This is a genomic window from Rathayibacter sp. AY1A7, assembly GCF_002930845.1.
Lineage (GTDB): Bacteria > Actinomycetota > Actinomycetes > Actinomycetales > Microbacteriaceae > Rathayibacter.
Genome location: NZ_PSTL01000015.1, coordinates 21,388 through 40,244 on the forward strand (window position 1 = coordinate 21,388; position 18,857 = coordinate 40,244).

Sequence of the window (18,857 nt, forward strand, 5' to 3'; positions counted from 1 at the left end):
GTTCCTCCGCACGGTTGGCGCAGCCCTTGCTGCGTCTACCAGCGGCTGATCACTGGCCTGAGGCGGTCGTTGGTGGGTGCTCGGCAAACGCGCCCCGGACGAATCGTGATTCGGAACGGGGTGTCATCGCCCGCGGTCACGCCGTGCGAAGAAAAATCCGACCGTCACTGCCGCGAGGGACTGGAGGGGCGCGAGTGCCGCCACCAGCTTGATCGAAGACTCGACGCTGAGGGCGTCGATGATCACGGCAAAGACGAGACCGGCGTAGATGACGACCGTGGAGCCAACGATGCCGATCGCGAGGCCGCGACGCGTGTCCGCGTCGTGCTTCCAGCGCTTGGGCTTCAGCGCCTTGATGGGGGCCTTCGGACCGAGGGAGGAAACGGGTACGGGATCTCGACTCGGGTCATCGGCTTCGTTGAACTCGTCAGCGGTCATCGTCGGTCCTTAGCTGGAAGGAGATGATGAAGGGCATGACCTCGGCCGTGGGCGTGATGTCCTCGTCGAACTCGTCGATGGAGTAGGTCGGATGCGTATTCGCGGTGGAACCAGAAGAGTCAGGAGTAGGTGACGCCCCTGGCCCCGTCGCGATACGGATTTCCTCGATGTCGTGCGTGTCGAGCTCGTTCAGCAGCGGCCCGAGGATCTTCATCGGGATGTCACAGGGTCCGTCGTGCCGACCTCCGCTCGCTCCGTCGACGACCGTGAAGATGCCGAGCTGTCCAGGCGCGTCGGGAGGTTCGTCACAGAGGAAGTGAGCATCTGGCTCACTCGGCGGCCGGGTGAGCAATGCCGTGCAGGTGGAGGGGCTGGCGCGGATGAGGAGTGAGGTCGCGTTGTTCGCAGCCATCCACTCGAGCAGGGGCTTGAGAAGGGGTCTCAGGTAGAAGTTCGGGTCTTCGGCTGTCACGGGAGCTCCAGGGTGGGGGCGGTCTACGGTTGTCGGGTCACGTCCTCGAACGTAGCAGATGCACATCGGATCCACACGCGATGTACATCCAAAATGTAGAACTCTGGCAATCCGGTGTGTACTGTGGGTACATGCAAGCGTGGTGCCGCCTACATTGCACACATACGCAGACCCCGACAGCCCCTGGTCGAGTAGGACTCGATTCGGCGTAACTGATCCTGGTTCCATATGGAACCCGGATCACACCCGCTCTTTGCAGAGAGCGGGCCTGCGGCGTACCAGGAATCAGAAAGAGGAGCCAAGTGCCCAACGCAGAGACCACCCCAGGAACCACCTCAGGCCAGGACGCCACGACGACCGAGCAGCTCGTTCGCCTCAGCATCAACATGAACCCGGAAACCGCCGCTGCCCTGAAGGAATTTGCTCAGGCCAAGCGACTCTCGTACACCGAGGCGGTTCGACGGGCGATCGCCATCGCCAAGTACATCGAGGACGAGGTCCGAGAGGGGCGAAAGATCCAGACAGTCGACGCAGACAGGAACGAAGTCCGGGAACTGATACTCATGTAGTGGTTCTGCCCAACGTCTTCCTCGACGCCGGCATGAGGCGCCGTACCGCCGCGATCCAGAGATGCGGAGAAGCCATGGAACCTTCAGATGCCGCCAAGGTGCGTGAATGGACACGCAGCCGCTCGAAACGGTTGGGATACTGTCCTCGACATCCAGGCCTTTTGCACCTCAGATCGCCGGCCCGGCGACGTAGCTCACGGCCCGGCGTCGTTTCCCCAATCCGCCAAATGCCCGCTTCGGGATCGTCTCGGCGAGGGCGGGTACGGGGAGCCCCGCCCCCGCGGTCCAGCCACGGCTCTTCGGGAGCAAGTAGCGCTTCGCGCTACGCGGCAGCACACAGTTAGTCGGGACCGCAGTGACTCCGAGAGGGAACGTGCGCCGAAGGCGAGCTCTGCGCGAGCGTCGACGACTATTCACGAACCGACGAACAGGTCTTCGACACTCGGCGACTCGGTCTTCGAACACTCTTCACCCCTCGCGTAGCGTGGATCGGTTGCAGGGTGATCACGCCCCAAATTCGGTCCCGTGCGGCCTCAGGGGCCCCACTGGCGCCCTCAAATCGTCTTCTGAGACCGATTTGCATCCGTATATCGGAAGCGCCGCTTAAACAGGCATGCTCGCCCGCGGGCGGAGGTCCACTCTGGTACCCTTAAACAGAAGAACCCCGGCGACACCGCGTCATCTGGGGGGATGCACGGCCACACGGGGTCCTGATGTTCTGTGGAAGGAACTCTCCAACCCTACCTGACCGGTAGGGCTCGTCTACAGATGGACGAGCCCGAGCCGGTCAGGGTGGTCGGGCGCGAGGAAATGATCATGGCCCGTTCTATGTTCGCCTGCCCGCACTGCGGGGCAACCTACGCTGCAAGGATCGTCCGGCACGGACCCGTTCTCTGCAGCAAGTGCCGCCGGCCGTTCCGGATCTAGCTACACGCGAAGGGGTGCAGTCCTGAGGGACTGCACCCCTTCCTCATGCCCGGGCGGGCAACGGTGCGCGGCCGGGGTGTGAGTGGTGCGGCTACCGGTGGCGGTGGTCTGGCGGACGATGCTTGGCAAGCTGGTTACCCAGCCAGTCTCGAAGGGCCGCTCCTACCGGGCAAGTTCTCGCGCGCGGTCTCGAACATCTGAGGCTGTCGACCGAGCTTCCTCGTTCTGTCGGGGTTGGTATGCGCGAAGACCGACCACGCAGGTGAAACGCTCTGCAAGTTCGCGCCTGGCGATCAGATCAGCCGCAGTCGCGGAGGTCGAACGTTTCCGCGGGCCGTCTCCCACGCGCGCGCGGCTTCGAGGTACGGGCGAGACCAGTCGGGGAGGTCGTCGGTGTCGCGCACAAGCTCGCCCCACAGGTCAGGTTCGTCGCTGAAACCGAACCCCTTGGTGCCGCCATGTGTTCCGTCTGCGCGAACCCGCGCCCCTTCGATGAAGACGTGCAACGCTCCGGGGGAGTCGTGCGCCGCCCAGTGCTCCACCCGCAGTGCTTGCGGTGAAACCACGAGCCGGCGGCCAGGACTCTCCAGGCCTGCACAGTCAGGCAGTCCGCCGGGGAGCTTCCAGGAGTACACGACGTCACAGTGCTCGATCACCACTTCACCCACCCACGTCACTAAGACCTGACCGTTTCGCGTCCGCCCTCACTATGGCGCACCAGGCTTCGCACGAGGGTTGAGCCATGCGGACGGCGCGAACTCGATTGCGCTCGTCAAAGACTGTCTCCGTAACTTCAGTTGCGCCTCGCACCTGCCACGTGATGGCCGCACAGCCAACAACTGAGATACCTGAGCCTCTGTCATGCAACCGAGTGCGTGTCAGTTCGCTTTTTCGGAGCCCGAAAGAATTGCGCTTGGAACGGCTTTACTGGTTTCGCGTGCGCGTCAAGATGTAGGCCACTTGTCCCCAATATGAGCACCGATTATGGTTAGCGTGTGCTCGCTAGCAGGCGCAGTGAAGCGTGGTACTTCTTGATTGAGATAGTCAACGCCCCGACGAATGTCGATGCCCGCAGGGTAGCCCATCGCTAGGGAGAACAGGCTTGCACCCATTAGCGTGGGTTCAATCGAGTAGATTTTCTCTTCGCGATCAATCCATCCCATTCTTCCGATGAGTCCCTCGCGTGCTAGTCCTCCCGTCGCCACGCCCATTCCGCGGGCGCTTGCCATGTCGTCAGGTGCGCGACACGCCGCTCGAAAACTGTTAATTGGCGCTCGCACGGAAAGAGCTGAAAGGTCGCCGGCGCGGGTGAATTGAAGTTCGGCTGTGGCATCGTAGCTTCCCCTGTATGCGCTATAAATGGCGAAGTGAAGACGGAGTTGGGAAGGCGTCAGAGCGGAGATTATCCGCGCATAGTAGGCAGCTTCTTCTGTCGTCTCTGTAATAATCGCTGAGAAAAGCATGCCCGCATAGTAGTCTTGCTGAAGCTCGTCGTCGATCCAAGACGCATCTTCGACTAAATCTTTTGCTAGTCGAGGGTGTATGGACGGTTGGGCTGGCTGCGTATTCAGTTGAGCTAAGCGATCCTGAGTCTTTTTATCGATGCGGAGGAGGTTTCGCATGCGGTACTGGGTCCATTCGCCGAACGCGTTTCCAACTGCTTTCAGAGAGGGGCCCACAAGAAAGTACAGGGCTAACGCGCCAGCGCCGGTTGCGCTGGGTATTCCAATTTCGCTGAGATCTGGAATATCTTCTTCGGCCATGTCCCTACTCCACTCGCTGCAACGCCGGCTTCGTCTGCAAGGCGGTAGCTCGGCAACCGTCTTCCCTTTGCCGAAGCGTACTGGTGCGCGCCGCATCCCCGACCGGTACGACGCATTCGTACATCTAAACGTGTTGGCGTCGTTGCGCAGTGGCACTACTCGAGCCGTCAGGCACGACAGTTAGGCCCCGATGCCGGTTTCCGGAGTGGGGGCAACGATCTCAGAGGTGTCCGCGGTGCGAGACGATGCGCTTGTACCCGACAGCAGCGGCGTCGGCGCACGACGTGGGACTGCCTAGCGCCCGGAGGTGACGGCCGACGTCGTCGACCGCGAAGAACTGGACGAGCATCAAGACGAGATCCACTGCGGCGACCCGCACTTCGACGCCGGCGAAGTCTTCCCCGATGTCCAGGACATCGCTCAGACGCTCCGCGAGATACGCCTGGCTCGCCTGCCGCCCGTCCTTCCCTCCGCGGCGCAACCGCGGCTGCAGGAGGTTGCCCGTTCGCGTGAGGCGCCCTGCGAGCTGCGACCGAAATCTGGTCTTCACCTCGAACGCCACCAACTCGCCCTCCATGATCGCAACCAGGTCGAGATCCTGACGACCCGCCGTCCGCGGCAATCCCGCATCCCCGAGAGCGACGATCGTCGCTCCCAGCTCCTCCTCCAAGAGAACAGCGACCGTCTCCTCACCGAGGCCACCGATCTGCGCATCCGTCGCGCCAGCAAGCACACCCGCGAGCTCGTCATCTCCGGCGCCCACCGCGTCGAAGCGATTCTGGAAGGTTCGCGTGTCGACCGAGGCGTCGGAGACCAAGCCGAGCTGGATGCGTGCTGGCATCGCAGACAGATCCTCGTAGATGGGTCGCGCGAAGAAAAGTGATCCCGCCGGGCTCGCGACCGCTCGCCGCTCCAAGGCCCGATACTCCCGCCCGTCCACGGACCACCCGCGGTTCAATGCGCGATCCTGCGGGAATAGATTCGGGCCGTAGCCGCCCCCGGACGCATGAGGGAAGAAATGCCCGCGGTCGAGGGGCCGACCCGCGGACATTTCGGGGATCGGGTGGTCGCGCTGATAGCTGGCCTCCCGTGACCGAGGCGGCGCGGAGGGAGTTCCGCAGACAAGGACACTGCGGTCGGTCTCCATGTCGAACAGGTAGGAGGCGCCATGGTGGTGGAACTCCACGAGCATCGAGTCCGGGAACTCAGCCTGGTAGAGATCTGCGACCGCATCGCTCAGCCACTCGGCGACGGAAGCGCCCTGGTCGGTCGCCTGGGAGACCAGCGCGCACACGTCGAACTCACGCTCGTCCGAGTTCGAGGACGGTACCAAGTAGCCACTCCAAGGTCTCGAGACACAGAGAATTAGTCGAAGAATATCGTTGTTCCGCTCGAGGCGGCAGCTGTTTTCGGGCACCTAGAGTGCGATTTAAGTTCGCTGAGCCGAATTGTAAACTCTCCGCCAGCCCCGTTCGAGGTGCGAGTAAAGGGCCGACATACAGTGGTGCCGGCTTTCTGCCGGACGGCCTGCGAGGAGTCGGCCGGGCCCGTGGTGCCGCCGCCGACCCTAGCTAGTGTCTGTCGCGCGCCAAGGCGGCCACGGATACCCGTTGAATCACCTACAAAATTCTCCGTAACAGCGGGAGGGCCGGGTCGCATCGACGCCCTGGCCCTCTTCGGTGGACGTGCCTCTTCCGCTCGGCGGCGGGTTCTGCGGCACACCTCATGCACGACCGATCCAGTGCCGTGGAGGGTCCACGTGTCGCAGCGACGCCGTGTGAGCCGCGTGGTCGTTGTACCCAAAACGTGGGTCAGGCACCGGCGCCCAAACAGGGAGACGAGGTTCGGCTGCCCCTGCAAACTGGCACATTTCACGAATCCCGAGCGCTACACGCAATTTCAATCCGCAGTCCCCAGGTCTTGCTTCGAGAAGTCTCAGGAGCATTTACGCTGCTGCTACTTATGCTCAGGCTTGGGGATGCATGTGAGAGGCGCTACCTGTCTGAGTTTTATCACAGGTAGGGGTAATGAAGTGGCTTCACGTGCGTTTCGCCGAGGCGTAATCAACAAGCACAGCCGTATTCAGGGTTTGGCGCTAATCACTGTCACGGCTTTGACTGGCGTGTTGATGGCGCCAATTGCCAGTGCAACTTCAGAGCATGCTGCACAACAGCCGGCCGCAATCGGGCCGGTGGATTCATCGGGTGCCTCGACCGCAACAGACGCAGCGGCGATCGCAGCGAAGTTCGATCACGATGTCGTGGTCAGCAGCATGACAACCGCGACTGAAATCACGACAGCGCTGCCTGATGGCACCATGCAGTACGTCACGAGCACGGAACCGCAGCGTGTCGAAGAAGACGGCTCGTGGATTGATGTGGACACCACGTTGTCTCGGACACCGAGTGGGGCGGTCGAACCCGAAGTGGCTGTGGTGCCCGTTCAATTCTCTGGCGGCGGTAACGACACTCTCGCGCAGATCCAGACGATCACGGGTGCCTGGCTGACGATGACGTGGGATCACGGTGTCCTGCCGAAGCCCGTTCTTGATGGCTCGACTGCACTGTATGAGGACGTGTTTCCTGACGTGGACCTTGAGGTCGCGTCGACGAACGTCGGTATGTCTCAGGTTCTGATCGTGAAGACGCCGAAAGCGGGGGAGAACCCCGAGCTGGATGCCGTTCGCTTCGAATTCGATGGCGGCGAGGTCTCGCAGGCCGACGACGGCGGCTTGTCGGCAGAGGTTGACGGCGTGGACTCGGCCCTCGTCTCGAGCGAGCCCACATGGTGGGACTCATCTTCCGTCGATGTGGACGAGCAGCCGACAGGCGACGCACCAGCGCCGAGCTCCGTTCCCACCGAGACGACCGGCGACTCGATTTCTCTCGACGTCGATTCGGTACTCGAGACACCGAACCTCGAATACCCCGTGTACATCGATCCGGACTTCAACGGCGCCAGCATCCACTCCTGGTGGATCGCTTCCAACCTTGCAAGTTCGTCCTTCCTCGACGGGCAGAACAACGATGGCCGAGGCCAGTCCGTCGGGTCGGTCAACGACCCGGCCGGCAACATCCGCAACGCGCGATCCTTCTTCCTGATGAACACCAACGGCATCAAGGGCGCAGACATCATCAGCGCGAGCTTCAGCGCACACGAGATCTGGTCCTGGAACTGCACGGCAACCCCGGTCGAACTGTGGTGGACCGGCAGCATGCGCGAGGGCGCAACCTGGAACGAATCAGGCGGCGGGAACTGGATCCAGAGACTCGACACCGTCAACGCATCAGGACGACGCGGCGCCTCCGACTGCCCGGAGAAGAACGTCGGATGGAACGCCTACGAGGGCGCGAAAGCCGCCGCTGGAGCCAGTGCTGACTCCATCACCTTCGGGCTGAGGGCACCGAACGAGGGCGACTACAGCCAGTGGAAGCGATTCGAGCCCTCCGTCTCCATGACCGTGAGCTACGACCGCAGGCCGGACACTCCGACCAACGTCACCATGTCGACGCCCGACCGAGGCTGCGGCGTCGCCTCCGACCCCGCCTGGGTCACGAACAACACCCCCCTCGTCCTGCGCGCCAAGATGCACGACACCGACGGCGACCAGATGTACGGACGCTTCCAGATCGTGACCGCCAACAGCGGGGGAAACGGCCACGACGCTCCGCCGAACTCCTCCCGGGTCTTCTTCTCGACCACACCGGTCGAACCCAACGACTGGGACCGGAACATGACGATCAACGCCGGCACCCTAGCCGATGGGAAGTACGCATGGTCCGCTCGAGCTGACGACAACCGCCTCCAGTCCGACGACTCGCCCTGGTGCTACTTCAACGTCCGCAACAACGGCCCCTCGAATCTGCCTGAGATCAAGAACGACTCCAACCCGACCAGCTACACGGTCGGTCAGCCGTTCAACGTCCACTTCGAGGCCAGGACCGACGACGGAGTGGACCGGTTCCTCTACCGTTGGATTCCCACCAATGGCGTACCGAGCAACTACAACCTCAAGACGGAGGCAGGACCGCTACCCGCCTGCGGTTCGAAGACCGGACTGATCTACGTCGTGTGCCCGGACTCCTCCGGACGGTCCGCAACGATCACCGTCGCGCCGATCTCGGAGATCTCCACCCTCATCGTGACAAGCGTCGACAAGGTCGGCAGCTGGGCGAATGTCGGCAACTCCGACGGCACCCGATCGACTGTCGCGCAGCTGAAGATCGGCGCATCCATCGACCCTGCAGCGGCCAGCTACAACGGCGGTCACGGATGGCTCACCCAGAAGCAAACCTCGCTGAGCTCCCCGATGGCCGACGAGAACACGAACAACGGCACGGGAACCACGGCAGCACTCCCGCTCTCCTTCGGCGTGGGGACGGACCTGACGAAGAAGGCGGACCTCGCAGCGAACACGGTGACCGGGTTTGGCCCGTCGCCGGCAAGCGTCATCCAGGCCTCAGGCGCACAGCCTCTGACGAGGTGGCTCGCCGGCTCCTACCACCGCGCCGAGATCGGTGACGGCTCGGGAACACTCGGAAGCTTCACCTTCCAGGGCACGACAGGATGGCTCGCACCCCCTGGATCGACCATCACCGGGACGACCGCGCTCTACCGCTGCGCCGGCACGAACTCTGCATTCGTCTGGACCGACTCAGGCTGCCGCGGCGTCACCTCGACGTCGAAGCTGCTCGGATACTCCTGGCCGAGCGCCGCCGCCACCGGCGACGCAGCCTCCGGTAAGGAGCTGTTCCTCTGCCAGAACGGTAGCAACGCGGGCACCGCCGACTACCTGCAGTCCACCGCCACGGACTGCGAGGGCCTGACGAAGGTGAAGTCCCTCGGCTTCATCTGGTCCAAGCCTGGATCGACGCTGGAGCACTCACCGATCAACGGCACTACCGGCCCGGCAGTGGACACGACAAAGAGCTTCACGGTCAGCGCCTGGCTGAACCCCGACGCCTTCGTCCCCGGCGAAGACATGAACGCGATGTCTCAGGTGGGAACGACGAACGGCGGCTTCTACCTGCAGCTGATCAACAACGGAACGAACAACGGAAACGGCACCTGGCGGTTCTGCGTTCGAGCACAGGTCGCCGGAAGTGGAGCTGACTGCGCAACGACGCCGAACACCAGCGGCACCGACTGGACGCTGCTGACCGGTGTATACGACTCCGTCAACCGCCGCATCCTCCTCTACACCGGCACAGTGCTCGCCACGACGGTGCTGCACTCCGTGCCGGCAGGGGACTCATCCGCGACGGGCCCACTAGTGATCGGCACCGGATTCTCGGCAGGGACATACCTCGCATCCTGGAAGGGCCAGATCGCCAACCCGGCGATCTTCCCGGGCGTGCAAACGCCCACCCAGATCTCCTCCTTCTACAACGTCTCCCACTAGCCCGTCTCCGACGGCACGTACTCGAGAAATGGGCAGTTCCGTGGCATCTCCGCATTCCCTCCTTCGGCGCGCTCGCATCCGCCGCAACGTTGCTGTGACGATCAGCGCTGTATTGGTCGCGACCGTCCTCACTGCGACGCCGGCATTCGCCGCTGATGCCGTGCCGCCGGTGGATCGTGGCGTGCTCGTTGACGTCGACTCGATCGTCGGCAGCACGCCTGATGTCAAAGCGGTTCCGGCGCCGCTGTCGGAGGAGGCGACCCTGCCAGAACCGGAGTCGTTCGACGTCGACTTGTCGACGGACGAACCGGCGCCGACGGATCTGGCGGAGGGCGGCGAGGAGCCGTCTCCGTCGGCCACTCCGGCGCAACCGGAGCCGACGACCAACGGGCCCTCCTCCGAGGACCCGTCCTCGTCACCCTCGTCCTCTCCCGCCGATTTGTCGACTCCGGCCATGCACCTCGAAGCCTTCCGCGAGACGTCGGGTCAGACTGCCGAGGGAACGGCGTCTTCAGAGGAGCTGGGAGACACGGGTATCACCGTTCAGGCGGTGCCTTCGGATGGCGCCTCCGCGGTGGACTCTGTGTCGGTTGCGATTCTCAGTGCGGAGGATGCCGCGGCGAAGGGCGCTACCGGGCTAACTCTCGAGGTCACGCGGACGGACGGTGCCTCGACGCCGGGAACGATCGAGCTCTCCGTACCGGATGCGCTCACGTCCGCCCTCTACGGCGGTGACTACGCCTCCCGGGTGTCGTGGGTGCAGATCCCGGCCACGTCCTCGAAGAAGACGGCGGCGGCCACGCCTCTCGAGACGGAGAACTCGGAGGGCGCGAATGTGATGAGCGTCCAGACGAGCTCGACGCCGACTCTGGTGACGGCCGCCGCGGCGACGAGCTCGACGCAGGGCAGTGGGGACTACAGCGCGACGTCGCTGGCCTCGTCGAGCACGTGGGACGTCAGCGCTCAGACGGGTGCTTTCGTGTGGAGCTATCCCCTCGCCGTGCCGCCGGCCGCGGCCGGCCCAAAGCCGGATCTCGCGTTCGCCTACAACTCGCAGAGCATCGACGGCCGCACATCGTCGACGAATAATCAGACTTCCGTTGTCGGTGAGGGCTGGGACCTGGCCGGCAGCGGCTTCATCGAGCGCAGCTACATCCCCTGCGCCCTGGACGACAACGCCTCCAGCGACGCGAAGGCGTCGGGAGATGAGTGCTGGAAGACCGACAACGCCACGATGTCGTTCGGTGGCCACTCCGGTCCGCTCGTGCGGGTCGGGACCACGAACGTCTGGAAGCTCGAGCAGGACGACGGCTCCCGGATCGAGAAGCTCACCGGCTCGAGCGAATGCGCGAACAACGGCGCCAAGGACGCCGAGTGCTGGCGGATGACGACCACCGACGGCACCCAGTACTTCTTCGGCCGAAACCGTCTCCCCGGCTGGGCATCCGGGAAGACCGAGACGAAGTCGGTGTTCACAACGCCCATCTTCGGCAACGACACGGGAGAGCCCTGCCACGCATCGACATTCGCGGCCTCGTCGTGCTCGCAGGCATGGCGGTGGAACCTCGACTACGTCGTCGACACGCACGGCAACGCGGAAGCGTTCTATTACGCGCAGGAGACGAACCACTTCAAGTCGACGGCCGGCACCGGGTCGACTGGCTACGTCCGCGGCGGCGTCCTGATGAGCATCGAGTACGGCCTGAAGGTCAGCAACGTCTACACCGCGAACGCCGCGACTGGGAAGGTCAGCTTCGGCTACAACGCCAAGGGTCGCTGCAACGCCTCGGACACCAGCCAGTGCGCCCCCCTCGCTCTCGGCGGCGATGTCGAAACCCCGGGCGTGAACGGTACGGCGGGAAGCGCGAGCGTCTATCCGGACGTTCCCTTTGACCTGAACTGCAAGACCGGCACCTGCGACAGTCAGCGCTCACCCACGTTCTGGTCGACCGCGCGCCTGGACACCGTCACCACCCAGGTCCGCACCGCCTCCGCCTACACGACGGTCGACACCTGGACGCTCGGTCACTCCTTCCCAACCACGGGAGACGGCACCGACCCCGCTCTGTGGCTCGACTCCGTCGCCCATGCCGGCGGCAGCGGCGCCAGCACGCTGCAGGAGGGCACGACGACCTTCACGGGCGCGCAGTTCCAGAACCGGGCGCGGGCGGCTATCGGCTACGCGCTGCTGAATAAGATGCGCTTGAACGCGGTGAAGCTGCCCACGGGTGGCGGCATCAGCGTCACCTACCTCGCGCCGGAGTGTGATGACGCCACGGTGCAGTCCGCGGTGCTCGGCAATCTGACCGGGAACACGAAGCGCTGCTTCCCGCAGTGGTGGACGCCGAAGGTCACCGGCGCCGTACCGCGGCTGGACCTGTTCAACAAGTACGTCGTCAGCACCATGCTCGAAAGCCCCCAGACCAATGGGGCAATTGATGCGACGAAGGTCTCGACCTACGAGTACAGCGGGGGAGTGGCCTGGCGCTACGACAAGAACCCGCTGATGCCCGAAGCCAAGCGCACATGGTCGGACTACGCCGGCTACGCGCAGCTCACCATTCGCGTCGGCGACCCGAACACCTCCGACAAGCGGATCCGGACGGACTACGTCTTCTACCGCGGCCTGGACGGCGACAAGGACAAGTCAGGCACCCAGACCGTCCCCGGCACGAGCGTCACCGACGACCGGTGGTTTGCCGGGCGCGTGCGCGAGGTGAAGTCTTACGTCGACACGACCGTCCTCAACGACACCGTGACAACGCCGTGGGCGTCCGCTGTCAGCGCCGCTGACGGCGTCCGCCAGTCGCGCAAGCTCGGCGACGGCACCGTCCAGGTCACGGAGCCACTCGCGAGCGGCACCAACCGGGTGACGACCACCACGACGACGTTCGACGCGACCTACGGTTACCCGACCAAGGTCAGCCTGGCGGCGCCGACCGGCGAGCTTTCCACCTGCACTACGACCAGCTACGCGACCCCGAACACCACGGCTTGGATCATCGGACTCTCCAGCGAGGTTCTTAAGGTCGGGAAGGTGTGCGGGACGCCCCCGAGCTACCCCGGTGACGTCATCGTGGCGACCCGGGCCGCCTACGACGGCGCCGCGGTCGGAGCTGCAGCGACGCTCGGCGACACCACGGCCAACTGGGTCGCGAAGTCCTACTCCGAATCCACGGCCACCTGGCTCAAGACCAGCGACACCAGCTACGACAGCCTCGGACGCGTAACCTCAGTCGCCGATGTCGGCCAGCACACGACGACCACGGCATACACACCCGCTGCGAACGCGGCCGCAGGATCCGGCGCCCCGTCGCAAATCGTCGTCACGAACCCCAAGGGGTGGCAGACCACGAACGTCCTCGACCCTGCACGCGGCCAGGTGATCACCAGCACCGACCCGAACGGCCGCATCACCTCGACCGACTACGACGCCCTCGGACGGCTGAAAGCGGTCTGGCAGCCCGGATGGCTGAAAGCAGACAACCCCGACTACCCGAGCGTCAGCTTCACCTACGCCATCAACTCCACCGGCATCTCTACCGTCGAGACTCAGACCATCAAGGCCGGCCGGATCCTGAAAAAGCTCGACGTGTATGACGGGCTCGGGAAGATCGTCCAGTCCCGCACGCCGGGACCAGAGAACAGCACGATCGTCGCCGACACCCAATACGACTCGCTCGGACAAGTCACCGCCACCAATGGCCCCTACGGAGCCAACACCGCCTACTCAAGCAGCGCGGTCGTGCTCCAGGCTTATTCCTCCAACAACATCCCCACCCGCACAGTCAATACCTACGACTCCGCCGGGCGCATCACCACTGCTGCCCTGTATGAGGTCGGCAACCACCTGCGCTCCAAGACAACGACCGCCTACTCCGGGGTCGACCGTGTCGACGTCACGCCGCCAGCCGGCGCCACAGCGGAGACCACCTACACCAATGCGCAGGGCCTCACCAGCAAGCTCGTCCAGTGGCAAGGTGTCGTGGGATCCGCCTCACCCGTCACCACGACCTACAGCTACAACGCCCAGGGCCAGATGGCGACGATGAAGGACCAGAACAACAACACCTGGTCCTGGACCTATGACGTCCGTGGCCGCACGACCGCCTCCAGCGACCCCGACACCGGCTCGTCGAACTTCACCTACGACGACTCGAGCAACATGCTCACCTCCGTCGACGGACGCGGCATCATCCTCAAGTACACGTACGACGAACTGAACCGAAAGACCGCGCAACTCGATGGCTCCGATGTGGAGCTAGCCGACTGGACCTACGACGCCCGCGCCAAGGGTCAGCTCACTGCCTCCTCGAGCACGGCTGCAGGTAAGACCTACACCAAGACCATCAACACCATCGATGACGGCTATCGGCCCACCAGCATCACCACCGCCATCCCCACCGGAGCAGCAGCGTTCGCCGGCTTCACCTACACCGAAGGCGCCGAATATTACGCAGACGGAGCACTGAAAAAGACGATCCTCCCCGCCGTCGCCGGCGCCGCAGGACAGCCTGGACTCCCTGCCGAAACGGTGCAGACGACGTACGACTCCCTAGGCGCCGTCGCCGGGTCGACCGGCCTCCGCGATTACGTCGGAAGCGTCGTCCTGACCAACGTCGGTGAAGTCGCACAGTTCCAGAGCAACCCGGATCCGAACGCCGCCGGCCGCACCACCATGTACACGACCACCGACCACGACGATGCAACAGGGCAGATCACCGCGATCCGTAACCTGACCATCGGCACCAACGGAGTGTTCACGGTCGCCGACCGGACCATCGGACGCAACCTCGCCGGCGGCGTCACCTCGATCCTCACCAAGATCGGCGACCCCGGCATCGACACCGTCGCACCGTCCTCCGCAGACACCGCGGCACAGGAGATGCAGTGCTTCGCCTACGACCCGCTGCAGAACCTTAAGGACGCCTGGACTCCCGCCTCTTCCTCGGGAGCATGGTCGTGCGGCTCAAGCGGAGCGGGAGCAACCCTCGGCGGCTCGGCTGCATACCGGACTACCTACGCCGTAGATCCGATCACTGGCAACCGGACGGCGCAGTCGACGGCGGCTGCAGCCAGTGGAGGGGTCGCTTCCACCACGAGCTACACATACGGCGCAGCCGGACACGCACACGCAGTCAGCGCCGCCGCGAAGACCGTCGGCACCGCTTCACCGGCAACCAGCAGCTACACCTACGACGCATCCGGCAACACCCTGACCCGCCCCGGCCAGACACTTACCTGGGACGCACGAAGCAAAGTCAGCACGATCACCGCCGGCTCCGCCACGCAGTCCAATATCTACGACGCAGACGGCGGCCTCCTAGTTCGCATCGACTCCGCGGAGGGCGGACGACTCCTCCTCGGCAGCACGGAACTACGCCGCAGCCCTGGCTCGTCGACCACATTCGGCACCCGCACTTACAGCTTCAACGGCGCCGCCGTAGCCGAGAGAACGACAACAGCAGCGGCACCTGCAACAAACACCGTCGTCTGGCTTGCGACCGACACCGTAGGGACAGCATCAGTCTCGGTCGACCAGGCAACCGGATCGATCCGGCGCCGTTTCATGGACCCCTACGGTAATACCCGCGGAGCCGGAATCGCCTGGACGTCGAACCATTCATACCTGAACGCATTGCTATCAGCGACTAGCGGGCTTTCGCATCTTGGTGCTCGCGAGTACGACGCCATCCTTGGGAAATTCATCAGCCCAGATCCAATCTTGGCGCCGTTCGAGCCGCAGCAAAACAACGGCTACTCCTATAGCCAGAACAGCCCGATTAGTCGATCAGACCCATCAGGACTTCAATCCGCTGATTCTGCGGAGCGTTCACACAGCACGGCCGCCGTCCCCGCAGCGAACGGAACAGGCCAGATGGCTCCTCCCGGTCCTGGCCCTGCAAACCCACACAATGTGCCCGGCAGTAAAAGCGCGCCGAAGTGGCTTACCCAGAAGGTCCTGAACAATTGGAACTGGAAGTCTGGTGCAACACCATACCCGCGGGTAGGTGTCTACAACGACAATCAATACTGGGTCAATGAACAGTGGGCGCACGTTCTTGAACAGCGATCCATCGCAAGCATGCCCGACTGGCAGCAAGACCTTCTTCTGAAGAACAAAATGGCAGCCGATGCCGCACGCCCCGCGGTCTCGCTACTTCTGGTGGCTCTTGGTGGAGTCGGAGGGAAAAGTGTTTCTGCTGAGGCACAAGCATCGGAACTGGGTGGGGCCCTATCTTCAGCGAACAAGAACCCGCAAAGCTTCACAAACCTCGCCTCCGGGTATCGAACGAAACACATTATTGATGGCCATATGGTACCAGGCGAGCCCGGCAACTCTCTCTTTCCCGAATCATGGTCAGCCGAGAAAATAATGCATGAAGTCTCGGATATCGCTACGGATCCTTCTTTAAAGTGGCGGAAACAGACCGGGTCGGGCGGAGACTACACGAAGCGCGGTGACGCCGCTAGATTCATAGTGACCGGTGAGCGGGATGGCGTTGTGATCGATGTGATTGTCGAGCCTGCCGGCGAAGGAATAATTTCCGGGTATCCCCACAGATAAAAGGTGAGAAAATTGAATGAAGAACTATATTGGATGATATCTATTCCCAATCTGCTCACTGCAGACGAGGTTGAAATTGCCAAATCTCTCGTAAGAGCTGGAGAATTTCAACTGGCATACGAAGGCATAATTACGCAGGGTTTCGAGCGAGATGTAAGGCTGACGACATCACAAATTGAACGTATATATGCGTTCGGCGCTCGCTATAACTTCGACACTGAACGAGGCGGAACTTGGCTGAGTGATACGAAGCTTCGCAACAACTACTAGAGCTCCGTTCGGAGTATGTTCGCTTGGCCGCCGACGTCGGTACACCTGGCCGCACACCAAGCGCCAAGTAAACCTCCGATAATTGATATTATGTCAGTTTGTTGCCGCTCGACCGGGGTCGAACGGCCCTACCGCCGCGGTCCTGGCGTTCCTCCTCGCGTCCGGCTCTCTCCTGCGCACGACGAAGGGCTGCCACCCGGCAAGCGGGTTGCAGCCCTCCGTTGCATCGCTTTGGGATCGGTCAGAATCGCCCAGCCATGACGAAGCCGTTAGCGTCGACGTGCTTTTCGATGATCGTGATGCCGAGAGCGCCGGCGATGGACGTCCACGCGTTGAGCTCGTCGCGGTTCCCCATTCCGGTGCTATGTGGGGGTCCAGGTGGAAGAACGGCAGCGAGCCCCTCCCCTGCCGAGAACGCAGTATGCAATAAGTGAGATTATGTCAGTTGTGCGATGCGCGATGCCCAGAAAATAGTGCTGCCTGGTCGGCCGCCAGGGTCCCCTGGTCCGTCGTCCATACCCAGTCGCTTAGGCGCTGATCGGCGCGCTAGCCTCGGCCTCGGCAGCGAGATCTCGTTCAGCGCGGGGCGCAGGGCACACCTTTCCCATCCACGAGCGGATCTTCCCGCTGCACGTCTCGTTGAGATTCGGTACGCGGTGTCGGTGCTATGGACGGCGGCTTCAAGCAGCTACCGCACGCGCACCATCGGTCAGCTTGCGCGACTGAATTAGATCCACGCCCACGTCCAATTGGTGATGTGGATGTCGGGGACGCTGGCTAGGTAACGACCGTTCATCTGCTTATAAGCGGTGCAATTGCTGGTCCAGTTGGAGCACGTGCGCTCGAATCTGTTAGGCACGGTCGATGCCTGGGCGGAACTCGCCACCCCTCCAACGAGGAGGGCGGCGCTCAGCCCGAGAGCAGCAGCGGTCTTGGTGGGGAACTTCATCTGAGGACCTTCCGTCGTGCGTGCAGGCGCGGGACCGACCATCTACGGACAGGTTGAAGCCAGGCATCGTGGAGGTCAAGTTTCGACGGGTAACGAACCCGTCTCAACTGGGGGTGTTCCTACGCAGCCAGGGGCCACAGAGCATTTGCCGACGCAACGCCCCCAGCAACCGATCCTCGGGCGCCAGCCATACGGGAGCCCGGCGAGGTCGCCGACGACGGGCCTGGCTGGCGTCACTCGGCTATTGCTGTGGTGGAAGCAGAGGGAGTACCCACCCCCACGTCGTCAAGGCGCGTATGAGTGCCGACACCGCCCACGCGATGCCGGCCAGCGCTAATGTCACATCAAAGGCGCCAATGCGCACGATGTCCACATCCGCAGAGGCCGCGGTCGGGTACATGCCACCGGTAGTGGTTGCTTCAGCCGCTAACCGAGCTCCGGGAACGAAGAACGGGGAGCACCGAATAGTGCTCCTCGTTCCTGATTCGCGCTAACGATCAGTCGTCTTCGCCCGCACCATGAAGGAGCCATTTTGCGCCCCAGATGTGTGCGGCAAGGAAGACGATCGCGAGACCGATGAAGCCGACAAGGAAGAAAGTCGGGTCCGTGTCTGCCGATGCAGGGTTGGCTAAACTCCATGCCACCTCAGGTAGAGCGTAGGAGGCCATCAAGCACAACGCAAAGGTCAGCATCAAAGGCAGAATTACGACGATCTTCTTCATCAACTGATTCTCTTCTTTAGAGGACGGTTCTCTCCGGTTGAACGGAATGTAGCACCTCAGCAGGCGTAGGTGTGCATCGTGTAGTTGAAGCTGTTGTGAATTTGGTGCCACGCGCTGTCGCCGCGAACGCGAGCGGGCGCCTGGGTGGTGCCGGCTTCGGTGTACCACCAGGCGCAGACGCCCACGCCGAGCTTGTAGCCGTCCGCGTCGGCCATGTACGTCTTGGACGACTCTCCCTTGTTCAGGGCAGCGACCGTGCCTGTGGGCCCTCCGTTGTTCCACCCCGAACCGACGAACACCGTGCGCGTGGAGTCGCTGGCGCTGTGGACGATGCCACAGAAGCCGAAGTTGCACTCCGACGCCTGCGCCGGAGTGGTCGCCACCGCTCCTGCGCCGAAAATGCCGAGAAAAATCGCCGCCGCCGCGCCCAGCTTCACGACGTGGTTCTTTCGAGTGGGCTTGTATTTCATGAACATGTGATCCCCGATCCCCTAGTGGTGAGACGAGGTTCGCAGACAGCGATCCTGCTGCGACCAAATTATTAGAAAAGCGTATCTGTATGGAAAATGAACGCTTTGCGTTGGTTCGAGTAGCTGCCCCCAAGTGGGTGAGGGTAACTCTTCGAACTTCTTCAGTTTGGCGAATGTCGATAGGGCTGGTGATGTCGATGTTAGCCGGTCGTTCACGTCGCGTTCGAATGTCGAGGTGAACCTCCTTTCTCGGATTTTGCGAGGTTGCTGCTGGGTGTCGATGACTATGAAGAGGGGGGCGACTGGTG

The 18,857-nt window shown here is 63.0% G+C and carries 10 protein-coding genes; 3 read left to right on the plus strand and 7 right to left on the minus strand.

Features of this window, described 5'->3' with window-relative positions; genetic code table 11:
- Positions 1–123 precede the first annotated feature (123 nt).
- Both C5B95_RS11985 and C5B95_RS11990 read right to left on the minus strand, forming a co-directional pair.
- Positions 124–438 carry a hypothetical protein gene (locus C5B95_RS11985; protein ID WP_104329082.1) on the minus strand — a complete coding sequence of 105 codons (315 nt, stop codon included), beginning with the start codon at positions 436–438 and terminating at the stop codon, positions 124–126.
- Positions 428–910 carry a hypothetical protein gene (locus C5B95_RS11990; protein WP_104329081.1) on the minus strand — a complete coding sequence of 161 codons (483 nt, stop codon included), beginning with the start codon at positions 908–910 and terminating at the stop codon, positions 428–430. The genes C5B95_RS11985 and C5B95_RS11990 overlap by 11 nt, the downstream gene beginning before the upstream one ends.
- A gap of 302 nt (positions 911–1,212) precedes the next feature.
- On the opposite strand from C5B95_RS11990, the gene C5B95_RS11995 reads away from it, so the two are divergent.
- Positions 1,213–1,479: a CopG family transcriptional regulator gene (locus tag C5B95_RS11995; RefSeq protein WP_258059977.1), complete on the plus strand. Its 267-nt coding sequence runs from the start codon at positions 1,213–1,215 to the stop codon at positions 1,477–1,479.
- A 1,220-nt stretch (positions 1,480–2,699) separates the two neighbouring features.
- On the opposite strand, the gene C5B95_RS17215 is transcribed toward C5B95_RS11995, so the two are convergent.
- From C5B95_RS17215 to C5B95_RS12000, 3 genes are all read right to left on the minus strand, one after another.
- Positions 2,700–3,074: a hypothetical protein gene (locus C5B95_RS17215; RefSeq protein ID WP_146076589.1), complete on the minus strand. Its 375-nt coding sequence runs from the start codon at positions 3,072–3,074 to the stop codon at positions 2,700–2,702.
- Between the two features lie 276 nt (positions 3,075–3,350).
- Positions 3,351–4,169: a hypothetical protein gene (locus tag C5B95_RS17220; RefSeq protein WP_146076590.1), complete on the minus strand. Its 819-nt coding sequence runs from the start codon at positions 4,167–4,169 to the stop codon at positions 3,351–3,353.
- A 220-nt stretch (positions 4,170–4,389) separates the two neighbouring features.
- Positions 4,390–5,586 (minus strand): hypothetical protein, encoded by a 1,197-nt coding sequence (locus C5B95_RS12000; protein ID WP_146076591.1) that lies wholly within the window; start codon positions 5,584–5,586, stop codon positions 4,390–4,392.
- A gap of 615 nt (positions 5,587–6,201) precedes the next feature.
- Here C5B95_RS12000 and C5B95_RS12005 point away from each other — a divergent pair.
- Positions 6,202–9,570, plus strand: a complete 3,369-nt coding sequence (locus C5B95_RS12005) for a LamG domain-containing protein (RefSeq protein ID WP_181068071.1) — start codon at positions 6,202–6,204, stop codon at positions 9,568–9,570.
- Positions 9,571–9,664: 94 nt separating this feature from the next.
- Positions 9,665–16,138: an RHS repeat-associated core domain-containing protein gene (locus tag C5B95_RS12010; RefSeq protein WP_146076593.1), complete on the plus strand. Its 6,474-nt coding sequence runs from the start codon at positions 9,665–9,667 to the stop codon at positions 16,136–16,138.
- A gap of 1,716 nt (positions 16,139–17,854) precedes the next feature.
- Here the strand turns inward: C5B95_RS12010 and C5B95_RS12020 are convergent.
- Complete coding sequence (locus tag C5B95_RS12020) at positions 17,855–18,079, minus strand: hypothetical protein (protein ID WP_104349268.1); 225 nt, start codon at positions 18,077–18,079, stop codon at positions 17,855–17,857.
- Positions 18,080–18,135: 56 nt separating this feature from the next.
- Complete coding sequence (locus tag C5B95_RS12025) at positions 18,136–18,555, minus strand: hypothetical protein (protein WP_104349269.1); 420 nt, start codon at positions 18,553–18,555, stop codon at positions 18,136–18,138.
- Positions 18,556–18,857 lie beyond the last annotated feature (302 nt).